This window comes from Microcoleus sp. M2_D5, from assembly GCF_036701935.1.
Classification (GTDB): domain Bacteria; phylum Cyanobacteriota; class Cyanobacteriia; order Cyanobacteriales; family Microcoleaceae; genus Microcoleus.
Window position 1 is genome coordinate 48,255 of the sequence record NZ_JAUBRP010000011.1, and the last position, 15,099, is coordinate 63,353.

The following is a 15,099-nucleotide window of genomic DNA, read 5'->3' on the forward strand; positions in this document are numbered from 1 at the left end:
AACCCAAAATCGAAAATCGAAAATCACTTATTGCCCCCGCATTTATCCGTGGGGTCGCCTCTAAAATCTAAAATCTAAAATCTAAAATCGATTGACGCACCTACAAACAACTGAAAAACCCGGTTTCTTCAAGAAACCGGGTTTATGAATACCCTAAAAGTCGATCGACAGGGAATTGGCAATATTTGTTATGCAGCACGCTGAGTTAACAATCCCCAGATGAAAAGTAGAACGAGCGCGCCTACGACTGCAAAAGCTATGCTGGGTAGAGTCAATGCTCCGAATGATGCTCCCCCGCTCGTCCCCAGTAAGACTTGACCTAGATAACCTCCCACTAGGGCGCCCAAAATTCCTAAACCTGTTGTTGCCAGAAAGCCACCGCCTTGAGTTCCCGGATAAATGGCTTTGGCTAGCGCACCGGCAATCAATCCTAAAACGATCCAAGCAATAATTCCCATTTCTCTTTCTCCTGAATACTTAAACTTTTCTTGTGCCTTGTCTTATGTTCTTAGAATAACAACCCCTATCCCGCCCTTACCTCTACCGCAGGGAGGAACCGAAAGTGGTAGGATTTCTCATGAATAGTCACAGTTTGAGGCTTTTTAATATCTCAAAAGACTTAACCCACTTTTTCGAGGGAAGAAAGGTACTTATGCTCAAAGCAAAAGGGAAATAGGAGAATCTTTTCTGGGACTTTTTGTGTTTTGGCGGTTAAAAAAATTACAATAATTCTGTGAAATGAGGAAAGTTTGCGCCCGATGGATCTGACTCTGTGCATGATTGTGAAGAATGAAGAGGCAACACTGTCGCGGACTTTGGACAGCGTTAAGGGTGTTGTTGACGAAATGGTGGTGGTGGATACGGGATCGGGCGATCGCACCCGTGAAATTGCCCGACAATCCGGGGCGAGGGTTTATGACTTTGAATGGTGCGACGACTTCGCAGCGGCGCGCAACGAGTGTCTCAAGCACGCCCAGGGCGACTGGATTTTGGTATTAGATGCCGATGAGGTTTTGGTACCGGAGATTCTACCTCAAATAAAGCCGGCAATTGCGAGCGATCGGCTGCTGCTAATCAATCTCATCCGTCAAGAAATCGGTGCCTCTCAATCTCCCTATTCCCTGGTGTCGCGCTTGTTTCGCAATCGCCTCGATATCCGCTTTTCTCGCCCTTACCACGCAATGGTAGACGACAGCGTGGCTGAGATTTTGCAGAGGGAACCAAATTGGAAAATAGCTTCTCTCCCTGATGTGGCGATTTGGCACTCTGGTTATCAAAAAGATGCGATCGCCGCCAAAAGTAAATTCCAAAAAGCTCAAGCAGCAATGGAACGGTATATCGCTTATTATCCAAACGATGCTTATGCTTGTAGCAAATTAGGCGCTTTGTATGTAGAAAGCGGGCAAATCGCGCGGGGAATTAATTTATTAACTAAAGGCTTGACTGCTGCGGCAATTAATGATTCTATTCTTTACGAACTCAACTATCATTTGGGAATTGCATATCGCCAGCAGCAGCAATTTGTTAAAGCAAAAGAACACTATCAAGCGGCAATTAATACAGATGTGTTCCCCGCGCTCAAGTTGGGCGCTTACAATAATTTGGGCAATTTGCTCAAAGATGAAGGAGATTTAAAATCTGCTGAAAAAGCTTACAAAGCAGCTTTAAAAATTGACCCAAATTTTGGAGTAGGTCACTACAATTTGGGATTGACGCTGAAGGCCGCCGGAAATTTAGCAGATGCGATCGCCTATTACCGACAAGCCATTAAAATCAATCCCGAACACGCCGAAGCTCATCAAAACTTGGCAGTAGCCTTGCTGAAAATTGGCAAGATGCCAGAAAGTTTAGCAGAATTCAAAAGAGCGATCGCCCTTCACGAACAGCGCCGCCCCTTTGAAGCAGAACGCCTGCGCCGGGGACTGCAAGAAATGGGTTTAATGTAACTGACATCTTGCACCCTCCGTCAAAAACCTGTAGGGGCGGGTTCACCAATAGCTTTAAAGGATACCCAAAGACGAAAAAACCCGCCCCCACCCACCCCGCGCTCAAGTTTTTTATTGACAGTTGTGCAAGATATAAGATGTAAGAAATAAAATCAAGAAATTATCTCTACTTTGCCGCTATCCAAATCGTAGCGGCCCCCAACAACTTTAAGCTTGCCCCCTTTGACTGCTTCCGCTAAAATAGGCGACGAGGATTGTAACTTATTTACATTCATTTTCACATTAGCTCTGACTGCGTTATCCCACGCATCGCCTGTTTGACCTTTAGTCGAATCAACTGCCGGTTTAATCGCCGCCACCAAAGTGCTAATGTGACCCGGCACAGCTTTACCATCTAAAGCTGCTTTGACAGCACCGCAGCGTTCGTGACCCAGAATTACTAATAGTGGCACGCCTAATTCTAAGGTGGCATATTCTATATTCCCGAGAACCACATCGTCGAGAAAATTGCCAGCTACTCGAATATCAAATAAATCCCCCAATCCTTGGTCGAAAATAATTTCGGGAGCAACGCGCGAATCAGAACAAGCCAGGATGGTTGCAAACGGATGTTGACCCTGTGCTACTTCTACCACTCGCGATCGAGCTTGGTCGGGAAATGTCCGTTTTTGCTCAATGTAGCGTTCATTACCCTCCATTAATTTCTTAAGAGCACTGTTAGGAGTAATGTCAGTAGGAGTAAGGTCAGAGATTGCCTCTGCCTTTGCTGCTTCGGCTTGTAAAAACGCAGGTGCCAAGCTTGCCGCTAGCATTCCTGTACCAGCCCTCAGCATTAAATTCCGTCGCGAAATCATGCTTCTACTTCCGCTTTCAGTCATTGCTTAAAACTCGGTTCAATTTTTTTTCTATTTTATACCATAATATCTACTACAAGCTCAGCCAGACTTGTTTGATTTTTCTTTACAAGCAGCTCCCGCAAAATTTAAACTTCAAAAAAGTTAGCCCTTTTTATTTTATATTTTATTTCATAAAGCTAACTGCGGTCATCCTTCTGCCGACAGGGATGCTATAATGTATCTAAAACGACAATTAATTATCAATGGCTCGAAATGTCCTACGTCGCCAGCATTCATATCTATCCGGTAAAGTCCCTTGACGGCATAGCAGTCAGTCAAGCAACTATTCTAGCCAGCGGAGCTCTAGAAGGCGATCGCTCTTTTGCAATCTGCGATGCAGCCGGAGAATTGGTTCACACTAAGCACAACAGCGGAGTCTGTTTTCTACGCTTATCCTTTGACATAAAAAAGAGAATTGCCGGCCTAAAAATTCAAGGCACCGAACAAGAAATATTTTTTCATGTAGATAGAGAACGCTTGGGAATAGAATATTGGTTGAGCAGCTACTTCGGTTTTCCCGTCAAGTTACTTGAAAACTTGCTGACAGGCTTTCCCGACAATACCGCTGCACCAGGGCCAAGCATTATCAGTACCGAAACAATTGCCGAAGTAGCATCTTGGTTTCCGAGAGTTTGTGTTAATGAGATGCGCCATCGCTTGCGAGCTAATATTGAAATAGGAGATGTCCCGGCTTTTTGGGAAGACCAACTTTTACCACAAGCCGATGAAATTGTGAGGTTTAAAATAGGGACAGTAATATTTGAAGCTATTAATCCCGGTCAGCCATGTATCCTATCTACGCGCAATTATGGGGGGAAAGCAGGCGAGCAAAATTTTAAAAATATACTAACAGCCAAGCAGAAGGAAATCATGCCTGACTTTGTAAAAAAAGGGCATTTAAATCACTTTAGTCGGCTGATAGTTAACACGCGAATCGCATCGCAAGCAGCAGAAAAAATATTACATATAGGAGACGAAGTTCAAATTATCACTGTCAGCAACTCCCTATTTAATACCATTTCTGATTAGTTGTAGGTTACGAGTCTGCTCGATCCGGTGGCAACTCCAAAGTAAGTTGACCTAAAACACCAGTTCTAAAATCGTTTAACATCTGCCGCGCCGTTCGTTCGACATCTCCTTTATACCTTTCTTTTGCTACCTCGTGCAGATAATCTTCACCATTACTAGAGGCTGCATCTAATTTATACCTGGATTTGAAACCAGATAGTGATATCAACGTGTCATCAGCCGCCTCCAGCCCTTGAAGCAAATCTACCATCGCTGCTGCTACTACCTGATTGTCGTAAGCGGCTTCGCCAATATCTTCGCAAATAGCTAATTTTAGGGCATTTTCTGGATTGTTAATTCTGCTTGGGATCACTCCGGGGGCGTCTAATAATTCAATTTCGTCAGAAATACGAACCCATCGCAGCGATTTAGTTACTCCAGCTTTGCGGGCACTATCTACCACTCTCCGCCCTAACAGCCGATTAATTAAAGCAGATTTTCCCACATTGGGAAATCCCATCACCACTGCCCTGACTGGACGGGGCAGCATACCTCGATCGAACCTTCTTTTATTTAGCTGCACCCCAGCATTCTGCACGGCATCCGCCACAGCGTCTACTCCGTGACCGTGCTCGGCATTAGTAAAATACGCAGTTTCCCCCTGGGCCTCAAACCATGTCTCCCACGCCTCGCGCGATCGAGGTGTAATCATATCCATGCGGTTGACGACCAATACTCGCGCCTTACCGCCCACCCAACTCGGCATTTGGGGGTGATAAGTAGCCAATGGAATGCGGGCATCTCGGACTTCGAGCACCACATCTACCCGCTTTAGCTGTTCTTTTAATGCCCGTTCAGCTTTGGCAATGTGACCGGGATACCATTGAATTTTCATTAGTTATTAGTCAGCAGTTATTAGTCAGCAGTTATTAGTCAGCAGTTATTAGTCAGCAGTCATTAGTCAGCAGTCATTAGTCAGCAGTCATTAGTCAGCAGTCAGGGCGGGTTTACGCATACCCTGGATTTACATAATAGATACGGGTGAACCCGCCCCTACAGAATCTACGTTTATTTAGTCGGACACGATATAACACGTGACTAATGACTAATCACTAATGACTAATAACTAATGACTCATAACTAAGGCACAATCAAAACTGCACAAGGAGACAGATTGATCACCCGATTGGTAACGCTGTCAGACGCCCCATCGTCGGTTAAACCCATCCCCCGACAGCCCATCACAATCAAATCGGCCCCAATTTCGTCAGCCACATCGCAAATCGTGAAAGCAGGTTTGCCTTCCCGTTCGATGATTTCAGCTTCAATTCCCTGCTGGGAAAACATCGATTGAGCCTCAGAAAGAAGCTTGGCGACTGCTTCGGGGGAAGTCATCACCTCTGACGGTGGGGCGTCGCCCTCCTCGGCGGGGGGTTCGACTACCGACAGAATAACTAAACGAGCACCGTAGGTTTTCACAATATTGACAACCTTTTCGGCAGCTTCGCGGGCTTCTCGGCTTTGATCTACAGGAAATAAGACTGTCTTGAACATACTGCACATCTCCGGGACACGGACTCCGATAAAATGTTTAGGTTAAGCCAATCAGTGCCGTTTGTTCCATCTTCCGTTTTTTCTACGGGCGCGGTTGAATGCGTCCGAGGCCGGGGTGCAAGTTACCAGTGCCGCCATTTCAACGGAATTCGACAAAAACACACATATTAGGAGGTTAATCCTGTGACAAAAAAAACTGTAGCAAATTTATCGGCATCGGACTTATCGGGCAAACGGGTATTGGTGCGGGCGGACTTTAACGTGCCGCTCGACAACGGCAATATCACCGATGATACTCGCATCCGGGCTGCTCTGCCGACAATTCAAGATTTAGCGTCCAAGGGTGCTAAGGTGATTTTGTGCAGCCACTTCGGCCGTCCCAAGGGTGTGACGGAGAAGTTGCGCTTGACGCCGGTTGCTGTGCGCCTGTCGGAATTGTTGGGCAAAGAGGTCAAAAAGACTGACGACTGCATCGGTGATGAAGTCGCTGCTACAGTCGCCGCGATGCAAGATGGCGATGTGCTGTTGCTAGAAAATGTCCGCTTCTACCCAGAGGAGGAGGCAAACGACCCGGAATTTGCTAAGAAGTTAGCTTCTGTGGCCGATTTGTATGTCAATGATGCTTTTGGTACGGCTCACCGGGCTCACGCTTCTACTGAGGGTGTTACTAAGTATCTGAGTCCTTCTGTGGCTGGGTTTTTGATGGAGAAGGAACTGCAATATCTCGGCAGTGCGATCGACAATCCGCAACGTCCTTTAGCTGCTATAATCGGCGGTTCTAAGGTTTCCAGCAAGATTGGAGTCATTGAAAAACTGCTCGAAAAGTGCGACAAACTGCTCTTGGGCGGTGGCATGGTTTTCACCTTCTACAAAGCTCGCGGCTTGAACGTGGGCAAGTCTTTGGTGGAAGATGACAAGCTTGAACTGGCTAAGTCTTTGGAAGCTAAGGCGAAGGAACGGGGAGTTGCTTTTCTGTTACCTACTGATGTGGTAGTTGCTGACAAGTTTGCTGCTGATGCTAACACTCAAACTGTTCCTGTTGAAAGCATCCCTGACGGTTGGATGGGTTTGGATATCGGCCCGGATTCAGTAAAAACTTTCCAAGAAGCTTTGGCAGATTGCAAAACTGTAATCTGGAACGGGCCGATGGGCGTGTTTGAGATGGAGAAGTTTGCTGTAGGAACTGAAGGTATTGCTCATTCTTTGGCTGGACTTACTAAAACTGGTACTACCACAATTATCGGTGGTGGTGACTCGGTGGCGGCTGTGGAACAGTTGAATTTGGGCGAACAAATGAGCCACATTTCTACTGGTGGCGGTGCTAGTTTGGAGCTGCTCGAAGGTAAGGAATTGCCTGGTGTTGCTGCTTTGGATGAAGCTTAATTAAGTTAAGTAGGGCGGGCTTGGCCCGCCTTGCTGGAAGCAGGTGTAAATCCTTGGCTGCGAATCATTTTTTTGAATATTTACCGCAGAGGGCGCAGAGAACGCAGAGCAAGAGAAAAGAGAGAAGGATATCGGTTTAAAGTCTATAGTTTGCTAGTATAATTTTTTTGAAGTAGCAGTGAGGTTTGTTTGTGAAACTTAAACTATTGGCAACTGTAACGGCAAGTTTAGCTTTGTTTGGGCTGGCAGCTCCCGTTCAAGCTCAAAATCGAGATCGTGTTAGGCAATTGCTGGAAACTAAAGAGTGCGAAGGCTGTGACTTGAGAAATGCTGATTTGTTTAAGGCTAGCTTGTACAGAGCTAATTTAAGAGGAGCGGATTTAAGCGGAGCAAATCTCTATGAAGCTAATTTGCTAGAAGCGGATTTAAGGGGTGCTAATTTGGCAAATGCTAACTTAGTTAATGCCGAGATGTACGGGGCTGACTTGGATGGTGCTAATCTGCGAAATGCGGATTTGTCTAATGCTTTTTTGGGGCGAGCGAATCTGACGAGTGCGGATTTGCGCGGTGCTAAACTTTTTAATGCGAATCTGGGTGAAGCTTATCTGCTGCAAGCTAATTTGTCGAATGCCGATTTGAGGCGCTCGCTGCTGTTTAGAGTTAATTTGAATCGTGCGAATTTAAGCGGAGCGGATATGTCTTTTGCGGATGTGCGCGATACTAATTTGCAGAATGCTATTTTGTCAAATACTCGGCTTCCTCGGGCTCAATTGACCGGGACAAATATTGATGGGGCGAATAACGTGCGGCAGGCTGATTTGGAACGTGCCAACTTGCGAGGTACGAATTTGGGGCCGGGGGTTTGCGCGATAACTAATTATCCTTATTGTGTTTTGAATGTGGAATAATCGGCCTGCTGAGTGCGTCAGCATCAATTTTTTGGGCAGCTACGGGAGTTTTTGATTCCGACCAAAAACGGATAGAAGCCGGCGACTTAAGTCGTGGAAATATCTAAATTTTAGACTAAAGTTCCAGCTCCCAGATGAATCTGTGGAGTAAATCTAAAATCTAAAATCTAAAATCTCCTGGCTGGCGCACCCTAGGTTGAACTCCGAGCTAAGTTTGAGGTGGTTTGTATCCTCTTTCGAGGGCAAATCTCACAAGCTGGGCACGATTTTCTAGCTGTAATTTGCTGAAAATGCTGCCTAAATGAGCTTGCACAGTCCGGGGGCTAATAAACAGCCGATCGCTAATTTGTTTGTTAGTATAACCCTGGATAACCTCCCAAAAAACTCTTTCCTCGGCTGGTGTTAAAGGCAAAGGTGCAGGTGCTGGCAATACTGCCACAAATTGTGGTTCCACCGCCCTACCGCTAGAAGTTTGCAGCAGTCGGACAATTTCTGCGTGAATGCGGTGAGAGCGCTCTAACTGCGCTTTTACCTTGGCTAAGATTTCTTCAGACTGAAAAGGTTTTACCAGATAATCGTCACCGCCGATCGCATGACCTTCAACTTTTGACTCCAACTCGCCTTGACCAGACAAAAATATAAAGGGGACTAACTGTCCCAAACGGGTAGTTCGCAAACGGCGACAAAACTCAAACCCGTCCATTTCCGGCATCATGACATCTGAAATTACCAAATCTGGGGGGGCATTTTCAAAAATCGAGAGCGCCTCAACCCCTGAATTAGCGCATTCCACCCGATATCCTTGACTTTCCAGGTACATTGCTAAGACTGTTTGACAGTCTGTTTCGTCGTCCACCACTAATATTCTTTCCATGACAGGCTTGCACCAATTCCAGTTGGACAGTTTTTGAAACTGCCAGTCCCAAAGTAGGAACTTAAATGAGTTTACCTGCTGCAACTTGATAAAGGCTCGCAATTTCAACACGCCACACTTTCTCAAATCGTCCGATTAGGGGCGCCTAGCGCATAAAAGGGGAAGCAGTAGAGCAATATGGGGAACAATATCCTTCTGTGATTCGCCTATCATCAAAAGCTACAACTTTTTATGAGGTAGCGTCAACTTTTCTGCAGAAAATAGAAGGTAAAAGAAAGAATTTTATCCTATAAAACTGAAATGTTGGTGACACTTAGACTATTCCTAGACCCGACATTGAAAGGTTTTTAGATTTTTCGGGTTCGGACACAGGTACAAAAGGGACAATGCGACCAGGTGCTGCTGGGGGCGGCGCGAACAAACTCGGGGCGGCAACCAACATACTTTCAATTATCGCTGCTGGTTCGGGGCGACTGAACAGATACCCCTGCATGATATCGCACTGATGTTGTTTCAAAAAATCTCGTTCTGCTTCTGTTTCCACTCCCTCAGCAATTACAGTCATATTCAAACTGTGACCCAGTAAAATTACTGCTGTAGTAATAGCAGCATTTTGAGTATCTTCGTTGGCATTACGGACGAAAATTCGATCGATCTTTAAACTGTCAAAAGCAAATTGCTTGAGATATCCTAAAGTAGCGTAACCGGTGCCGAAGTCGTCAATAGCAATCCGAATTCCTAGAGCTTTTAGTTGGTTTAAAGTAGCGCCTGCTACTGTCGCATTTTCCACCAAAGCGCTTTCGGTCATTTCTAATTCTAGATTAGCAGGTTCCAAGCCTGTAGTTTCCAATATTTGGACGATTCGCGCCTTGAGTTCCGGGTCGGACAACTGTCGGGCCGACAAGTTTACTGATATTGTAAAGGGCGAAAACCCTGCGGCCAGCCAACTAGCGGCTTGAGCGCAAGCTGAAAGCAGTACCCACTCGCCAATCTGAATAATTAAACCTGTTTCTTCTGCTAAGGGAATAAATTCGCATGGAGAAATTATACCTCGATCGGGATTTTGCCAGCGCACTAAAGCTTCGGCGCCGATAACTTGGCCGGTAGCTATATTCACTTGTGGCTGATAGTATACCTGAAACTCACCTTGTGCTAAAGCGTGGCGCAGCAAAGCTTCGAGAGCAAACTTTTCAGGAGAGAGAGTCGTAACCTTGGTGGAGTCGTTAACTAAATCTTTGAGTCTGGCTTCTGCTTGGTGAAGCGCGACTGTCAGCGGTTGAGTAATAGTTTGCCGTTTCAAGATGCGAGAAGCAATGGCCCCCAGCAATTCAGCCTTGGTAAACGGCTTTGTCAGGTAATCGTCTGCGCCCAAATCCATCCCCCGACGAAAATCGGTTTTGTCACTTTGAGCCGTGAGGAAAATAAATGGAATTGTTGCAGCTAGGGAGTTTTGCCGCAGAGTCCGCAACACGTCATAACCGTCGAGTTCCGGCATCTGCACGTCGCACAAAATTAAATCCGGTATCTCCGAAAGTGCCATCTGCACCCCAACTCGACCGTTCTCGGCGGCAATGACCCGGTAGCTGTGAGATTCCAGGAGTTGCAGAAGAGTTTCCCGGATTAATTCGTCGTCTTCAATCACCAAAATTTTGAGCATGATACTTAGATAACAGATGGCACTATATATCTGAACCTGACTAACTCTAGCATACTCAAACTAGCAAATTAATGATTCAGCTAATTAGCCAATAAACCATTAGCCAAATGGCTGAATATTTCCCCTCGGTTGTTAAGTCACAATCAAATAACTGCCCAAATTGGCAAGATTTCGAGTTCTTTCAAGAGCAGAAAAATGCTGCGCCCGACTCGTTTGATGAAGTTTTATTACAAAACACCAGGTGTTTCTCACAAAAAAAATTAGCCAACAGTTTCAGTGCCGGGATGGCGGAAATTACTCAAGCTATCACTTATATGATGTCCGGTTAATTGTTCATAATTAGTCCGTGTTTGTACTGAAAAATAGACTTTTATCTCCAGGCATGAATCAGGATGCAGCATCCTGATTCATCCAAAAAAAGATACTTGCTTTCAGACAACAGTCGTGGAGAGAGAAAAATTTTAGATTAAGGTTCAATCTCCCAGATTCATCTGTGAAGTAAATCTCACATCTAAAATCGACTAACGGAGAACTTAATTATGGTTCTCTAACCCGAAATCCTATGATGCGCTGCCTTAATTCACAGGCTTAGGATCGTGGATTAAATAATTTGCCTTTTTTCTTGTGGGATGGGCGTCGGGCCCGTCCACTCATGACGGGCCCGACGCCCATCCCACAACAGTCATCAAGAGTGTAAGTTATTTAATTCTCATTCCTTAGTGGAATTCGCGCAAAACTTGGAATCTACAATTGCAGAAGTGATACTGACAGCGTGCATGGATGATGACGGAATTATCATGTCATGCGGAACTACCACGGTCTTTTTACAAACCAGCTCGCTACTGCCTACAGAGGCAAAGTTCCAAGCATAAAATTCGGGATTGCTGACTGTCGCATTGGCCGGATGTAAACCTAGTGCAGTCACTAATACTAATCCCAAAGTCACTAAAGCTACGATCGCGAATCTCAGCATATTCTTTGTTTGAACCCGACAACTTATCTGATTGGTATTACCTTATTATTGCCTGGGTTGATAGAGAGCGTCAATCGATTTTAGATTTTAGATTTTAGATGTTAGATTTTAGAGGCGACCCCACGGATCAATTCGGGGGCTCCTCGATCGGATACAGGTGTTTTATTTCTGGACGGATGAATCCGGGAGCTTGTATCCTGGATGCTCGATCGTCAATAGCAGTTATTCCGCCGTCAGGTTCAACTCGTAAGCGATCGGCTCAGATGCTTGAGAAACTACCACAAATTCATAAAAACCAGCATCATCCAGCAATCCCGACCAACTAAGTCCCTCTGCATCTTCCAGCAAAGCTCGCGCGCCCTTTGTCCGCCCCGGAGTATAAATTGACAGTAGGGTAGATTTGCGCGGTGCTTGCAAATTCACGCGCAAAGTTTGATTTTGAGCCAATCTGGCAATGTAAGCTTTTCCTTCTCCGGGTTTGAGATTGCCTGTGAGGCTTTTGCTCTTCGATAGGCGGTCAAATTCAACGCTTTCGACAGTTGCTCCAGCTTGTAAGGCTTCGAGTTCGTCGGCGGTAATTGCTTGCCAAATTTGTCCGATCGGCAAACCGATGAGATTGCGATCGCGCGGCTGTTGTGGAAACCAATAAAAGAACCTAGCATCAGCCAAATCGTACAAAGCCCGACTGCTCAAATTCAGCTTGTTAACCTCTGTTTTCCAGCGATCGATATCGGCGGTGTCATAACTGCCCAACCGTGCTCTAGCGTCGCTGCTGAGATTTTCCAGCTTATCGAGCAACTCGTCGCCGATTTTCTGCCACCTTTCGCGCCACTGGCGATCGTCCTCGCCTTCTTTTAACAATCGTCCCCCCAATTCCGGGTATTTGGCATAGAAAGTCTCGTCCACAAGGTTGACGTAACCGCTATAGAATCGATCGTCAATTTTGAGCTTGACAAAGCGATCTTGCAAAGCATCTTCTTGCTGCTGCTTCGGGTTTGGAGACTGGGGAACTTTCTGTACTTTTGATTGCAGATTTAACAAAGAATTGCCCGCAAACCAGCCAACTCCCCCCATACTTAAGAGCACCGCCACCACAAACAAAACCATTTTCCAAGCAGGCATTTTTTGCTGATTGCCAATAGCAGCAATTCGCACCGGAGTTCCCGGCAGTTTTGGCGCGGGTGCGGGCACGGGTATAGGCGAGAAATCCGGCGGCTGCGTCATCCCAAAATCCGGGGCTGCTGGCAAAGGCGGCTGTAAAGGCGGATTGCCAGAGAGAGCGAGCATTACCTCGCGAGCCGAGGAGTAACGCTGGCTCGGCTGCTGAGCAAGCATTTTATCCAGCACCAGGGACAAATTCGGAGACAGAGAACATTCCGATCGCCAATTCCAATTCAGGGTATGGCTGTCGAGCAACTGATGCGGTTCCTTCCCAGTCAGCAACACTAAAACCGTGGCCGCCAGAGCGTACAAATCGCTGTGGGGAGAGACGATTCCCATCTGCATCTGTTCGACGGGAGCATAGCCGAGCTTGCCGATGCGAGTCGCGGGGGCGAGAGTGCCGTTAGCCTCAGCGAACAGAGACTCTACGGTGGCGGCGACTTGTTTTACTCCGCCGAAGTCGATCAGCACGGGCATCCCGTCAGAACTCCGCAGAATCAGGTTGTCCGGGGAGATGTCGCGGTGAAGCACTCCTAGAGAGTGAATGTATTCGAGCAGGGGCAAAATCTGCAGCAGCAATTGATTGATTTCTGCTTCTATAAACCGCAAACCCTGACGCTTGCGGGCGTCGAGCAAAAAGCGGTAGGTTTGGCCGGGCACGTAGTCTTGGACGAGAAATAGGTAGCCTCGATCGCTGATACTGACGCGGAAGAGTTCGCGAAAGCGGGGGATTTGATTGTGTTGCAGCTTGTAGAGCACTCCCGCTTCCCGCTCGAACAGTTCCTCGGATTTTTGTAAAGCGTAACTTCCATGTACTTGGGGCGCAAATTCTTTTAAAACGCAGGGTTCGTTAAATCGGTGGGCGTCTTCAGCGAGGTAGGTGCGCCCGAAGCCTCCGTGTCCCAATTCGCGGACGATGCGGTAGTGGTTGTTGAGAGTTATGCCGGGGTAGATGGGATTGTTCATTTGAACTTGCTGCGTCGGATTTTCACGCTTGAGTGAGACTGAGGATTTTGGGCGATCGCTGATTTAATCTTGCCACAGTGTGTCAGTGTTGATTAGTCGATCGGCAGCTTGGCTATCCCCTGTGGCTATTGTTAAAAAAGCAGTTTCGTGCTATAGAAGTTTATCGACTGCGCCATATTTTCGATTCGATCGACCTCAAAGTGTGTTCAAATTTTTAGCTTAAACAGCATTCATCCCACACTGAATTTAGAGGGGGATTTATCGAGGCGTAGCCGAGTACCCCCAATAAATCAGTGTGGGATGAATGCGCGACTGACCCAGGGAAAGCGAGTCAGTCAGTAAATGTAGGGGACAGTCGATCAATCCATGCCTCTACCATCTGGGTTATGGTTTTTTCTCTTCCTTCGGCAAGTGCTTTCAGTTTATTGAGTCGTTTCTCCGATAATTCGGATATGCAGGTTTTTATTTTTCATGTCGTGTTGTCGATGCGAACACAATAATGCTAATTTGACATTCAAGGAGTGCAACCATGAGAACGGCTTACCAGTACAAACTACGTCCAACAAAACAACAGGTCATTGAGCTAGACAGATGGCTATCCATGCTATGCGCTCAGTACAATTATCTGTTGGCTGACAGATTTAAGTGGTACGAACAAAATCGTTCTCCTGTTAACGCTTGCTCTCTTGTCTGCTACCTACCTGAACTGCGAGACAATCCTGATTATTACTCGCAAAAGAAAACGTTACCTCAACTAAAAAAAACGCATCCTTGGTATAGCGAGATATATTCGCAAGTCCTTCAAGATGTAGTTAAGCGGGTTAAGATAACGTTTGACCGTTTCTTGAAAGGTGACAGCAACGGGAAACGTAGCGGTAAACCTCGTTTTAAGGCTCGGAATCGCTATCGCACCTTTACGTATCCACAAATGAAAGAGGGATGCTTACAGGGCAACTTGATTAACTTGCCGATGTTTGGGAAAGTTAAAGTTGTCTTGCATCGCCCTATCCCTGATGGGTTCAAAATCAAAATCGCATCTGTCACCAAGAAAGCTGATGGTTATTACCTTACGCTCTCCCTCGAAGACAAAACAGTTCCAGAGATTAAGCCAGATTTCAATCCTCGTTCGATAACAGGTATTGACGTAGGGCTGAAGGAGTTTTTGACAACCTCTGAGGGCGAAACAGTCGCTATTCCCCAATATTACCGTAAAGAACAAAAACGCTTACGAACTATTCAAAAGCGAGTGTCACGTCGCAAGAAAGGCAGTAGCCGGAGGCAGAAGGCAGTGAAGCAGTTAGGAAAGTGTCACAAAAAAGTAGCTGATAAGCGCAAAGATTTTCACTTCAAGACAGCTAAGTGGCTGCTATCAAAATATGACGTAATCGCGCACGAGGATTTAAATATTAAAGGTCTAGCTCGTACAAGATTAGCTAAGTCTGTGTTGGATGCTGGGTGGTCAAGCTTTCTGTCGATATTAACAAACAAAGCCGTAAATGCTGGTTTGTTGGTTGTCCCAGTAAGCGCCAATAATACTTCACAAGATTGCTCTAATTGCGGTGAGAAAGTACCAAAAAAGCTGCATATTCGTTGGCATGACTGCTCTTATTGTGGGTGTAGTCTAGACCGCGATCATAATGCCGCAATTGTTGTCAAAAATAGAGCGGTGGGGCAACCCGTTCTTAAAGCTCAGTTAATGTCCTATGCCATAGCAGGAGTCGCTGAGAAGCCTAAACCATACTGTACTCAGTTGGTTTAGGAGTTGTCACTGTC

Annotated in this window: 14 protein-coding genes; 6 read left to right on the plus strand and 8 right to left on the minus strand. The window is 46.2% G+C overall.

Annotated elements, in window-relative coordinates; genetic code table 11:
- Positions 1 to 188 precede the first annotated feature (188 nt).
- Positions 189 to 458: a GlsB/YeaQ/YmgE family stress response membrane protein gene (locus tag QUA50_RS07050; RefSeq protein ID WP_333052822.1), complete on the minus strand. Its 270-nt coding sequence runs from the start codon at positions 456 to 458 to the stop codon at positions 189 to 191.
- A 300-nt stretch (positions 459 to 758) separates the two neighbouring features.
- Here QUA50_RS07050 and QUA50_RS07055 point away from each other — a divergent pair, with 300 nt between their 5' ends.
- On the plus strand, positions 759 to 1,946 hold the full coding sequence (locus tag QUA50_RS07055) for a tetratricopeptide repeat protein (RefSeq protein ID WP_333261955.1): 1,188 nt from the start codon (positions 759 to 761) through the stop codon (positions 1,944 to 1,946).
- 152 nt (positions 1,947 to 2,098) lie between these two features.
- Here the strand turns inward: QUA50_RS07055 and QUA50_RS07060 are convergent, their stop codons facing one another.
- Positions 2,099 to 2,824, minus strand: coding sequence for a carbonic anhydrase (locus tag QUA50_RS07060; RefSeq protein ID WP_333261954.1), 726 nt, complete (start codon positions 2,822 to 2,824; stop codon positions 2,099 to 2,101).
- A gap of 231 nt (positions 2,825 to 3,055) precedes the next feature.
- Here QUA50_RS07060 and QUA50_RS07065 point away from each other — a divergent pair, with 231 nt between their 5' ends.
- Complete coding sequence (locus tag QUA50_RS07065) at positions 3,056 to 3,871, plus strand: MOSC N-terminal beta barrel domain-containing protein (protein WP_333261951.1); 816 nt, start codon at positions 3,056 to 3,058, stop codon at positions 3,869 to 3,871.
- A 7-nt stretch (positions 3,872 to 3,878) separates the two neighbouring features.
- On the opposite strand, the gene ylqF is transcribed toward QUA50_RS07065, so the two are convergent.
- Both ylqF and QUA50_RS07075 read right to left on the minus strand, forming a co-directional pair.
- Complete coding sequence (gene ylqF, locus QUA50_RS07070) at positions 3,879 to 4,745, minus strand: ribosome biogenesis GTPase YlqF (RefSeq protein WP_333261948.1); 867 nt, start codon at positions 4,743 to 4,745, stop codon at positions 3,879 to 3,881.
- 245 nt (positions 4,746 to 4,990) lie between these two features.
- Positions 4,991 to 5,404 (minus strand): universal stress protein, encoded by a 414-nt coding sequence (locus tag QUA50_RS07075; RefSeq protein ID WP_333052813.1) that lies wholly within the window; start codon positions 5,402 to 5,404, stop codon positions 4,991 to 4,993.
- A 183-nt stretch (positions 5,405 to 5,587) separates the two neighbouring features.
- Between QUA50_RS07075 and QUA50_RS07080 the strand changes: the two genes are divergently transcribed.
- A complete protein-coding gene (locus QUA50_RS07080; protein ID WP_333261945.1) occupies positions 5,588 to 6,787 on the plus strand; it encodes a phosphoglycerate kinase in 1,200 nt (399 codons plus the stop codon).
- A 191-nt stretch (positions 6,788 to 6,978) separates the two neighbouring features.
- Positions 6,979 to 7,695: a pentapeptide repeat-containing protein gene (locus QUA50_RS07085; RefSeq protein ID WP_333261943.1), complete on the plus strand. Its 717-nt coding sequence runs from the start codon at positions 6,979 to 6,981 to the stop codon at positions 7,693 to 7,695.
- A gap of 208 nt (positions 7,696 to 7,903) precedes the next feature.
- Here QUA50_RS07085 and QUA50_RS07090 read toward each other — a convergent pair whose 3' ends face one another.
- Complete coding sequence (locus QUA50_RS07090) at positions 7,904 to 8,680, minus strand: response regulator (protein WP_445243148.1); 777 nt, start codon at positions 8,678 to 8,680, stop codon at positions 7,904 to 7,906.
- A 202-nt stretch (positions 8,681 to 8,882) separates the two neighbouring features.
- Positions 8,883 to 10,226: an EAL domain-containing response regulator gene (locus tag QUA50_RS07095; protein WP_333261941.1), complete on the minus strand. Its 1,344-nt coding sequence runs from the start codon at positions 10,224 to 10,226 to the stop codon at positions 8,883 to 8,885.
- A gap of 107 nt (positions 10,227 to 10,333) precedes the next feature.
- Here QUA50_RS07095 and QUA50_RS07100 point away from each other — a divergent pair, with 107 nt between their 5' ends.
- Positions 10,334 to 10,555: a hypothetical protein gene (locus QUA50_RS07100; protein ID WP_333298712.1), complete on the plus strand. Its 222-nt coding sequence runs from the start codon at positions 10,334 to 10,336 to the stop codon at positions 10,553 to 10,555.
- 380 nt (positions 10,556 to 10,935) lie between these two features.
- Here QUA50_RS07100 and QUA50_RS07105 read toward each other — a convergent pair whose 3' ends face one another.
- Both QUA50_RS07105 and QUA50_RS07110 read right to left on the minus strand, forming a co-directional pair.
- A complete protein-coding gene (locus tag QUA50_RS07105; protein ID WP_333261938.1) occupies positions 10,936 to 11,199 on the minus strand; it encodes a hypothetical protein in 264 nt (87 codons plus the stop codon).
- A 222-nt stretch (positions 11,200 to 11,421) separates the two neighbouring features.
- A complete protein-coding gene (locus tag QUA50_RS07110; protein WP_333261936.1) occupies positions 11,422 to 13,326 on the minus strand; it encodes a serine/threonine-protein kinase in 1,905 nt (634 codons plus the stop codon).
- A gap of 529 nt (positions 13,327 to 13,855) precedes the next feature.
- Between QUA50_RS07110 and QUA50_RS07115 the strand changes: the two genes are divergently transcribed.
- Complete coding sequence (locus QUA50_RS07115; protein WP_333261934.1) at positions 13,856 to 15,085, plus strand: transposase; 1,230 nt, start codon at positions 13,856 to 13,858, stop codon at positions 15,083 to 15,085.
- The last annotated feature ends 14 nt before the right edge of the window (positions 15,086 to 15,099 follow it).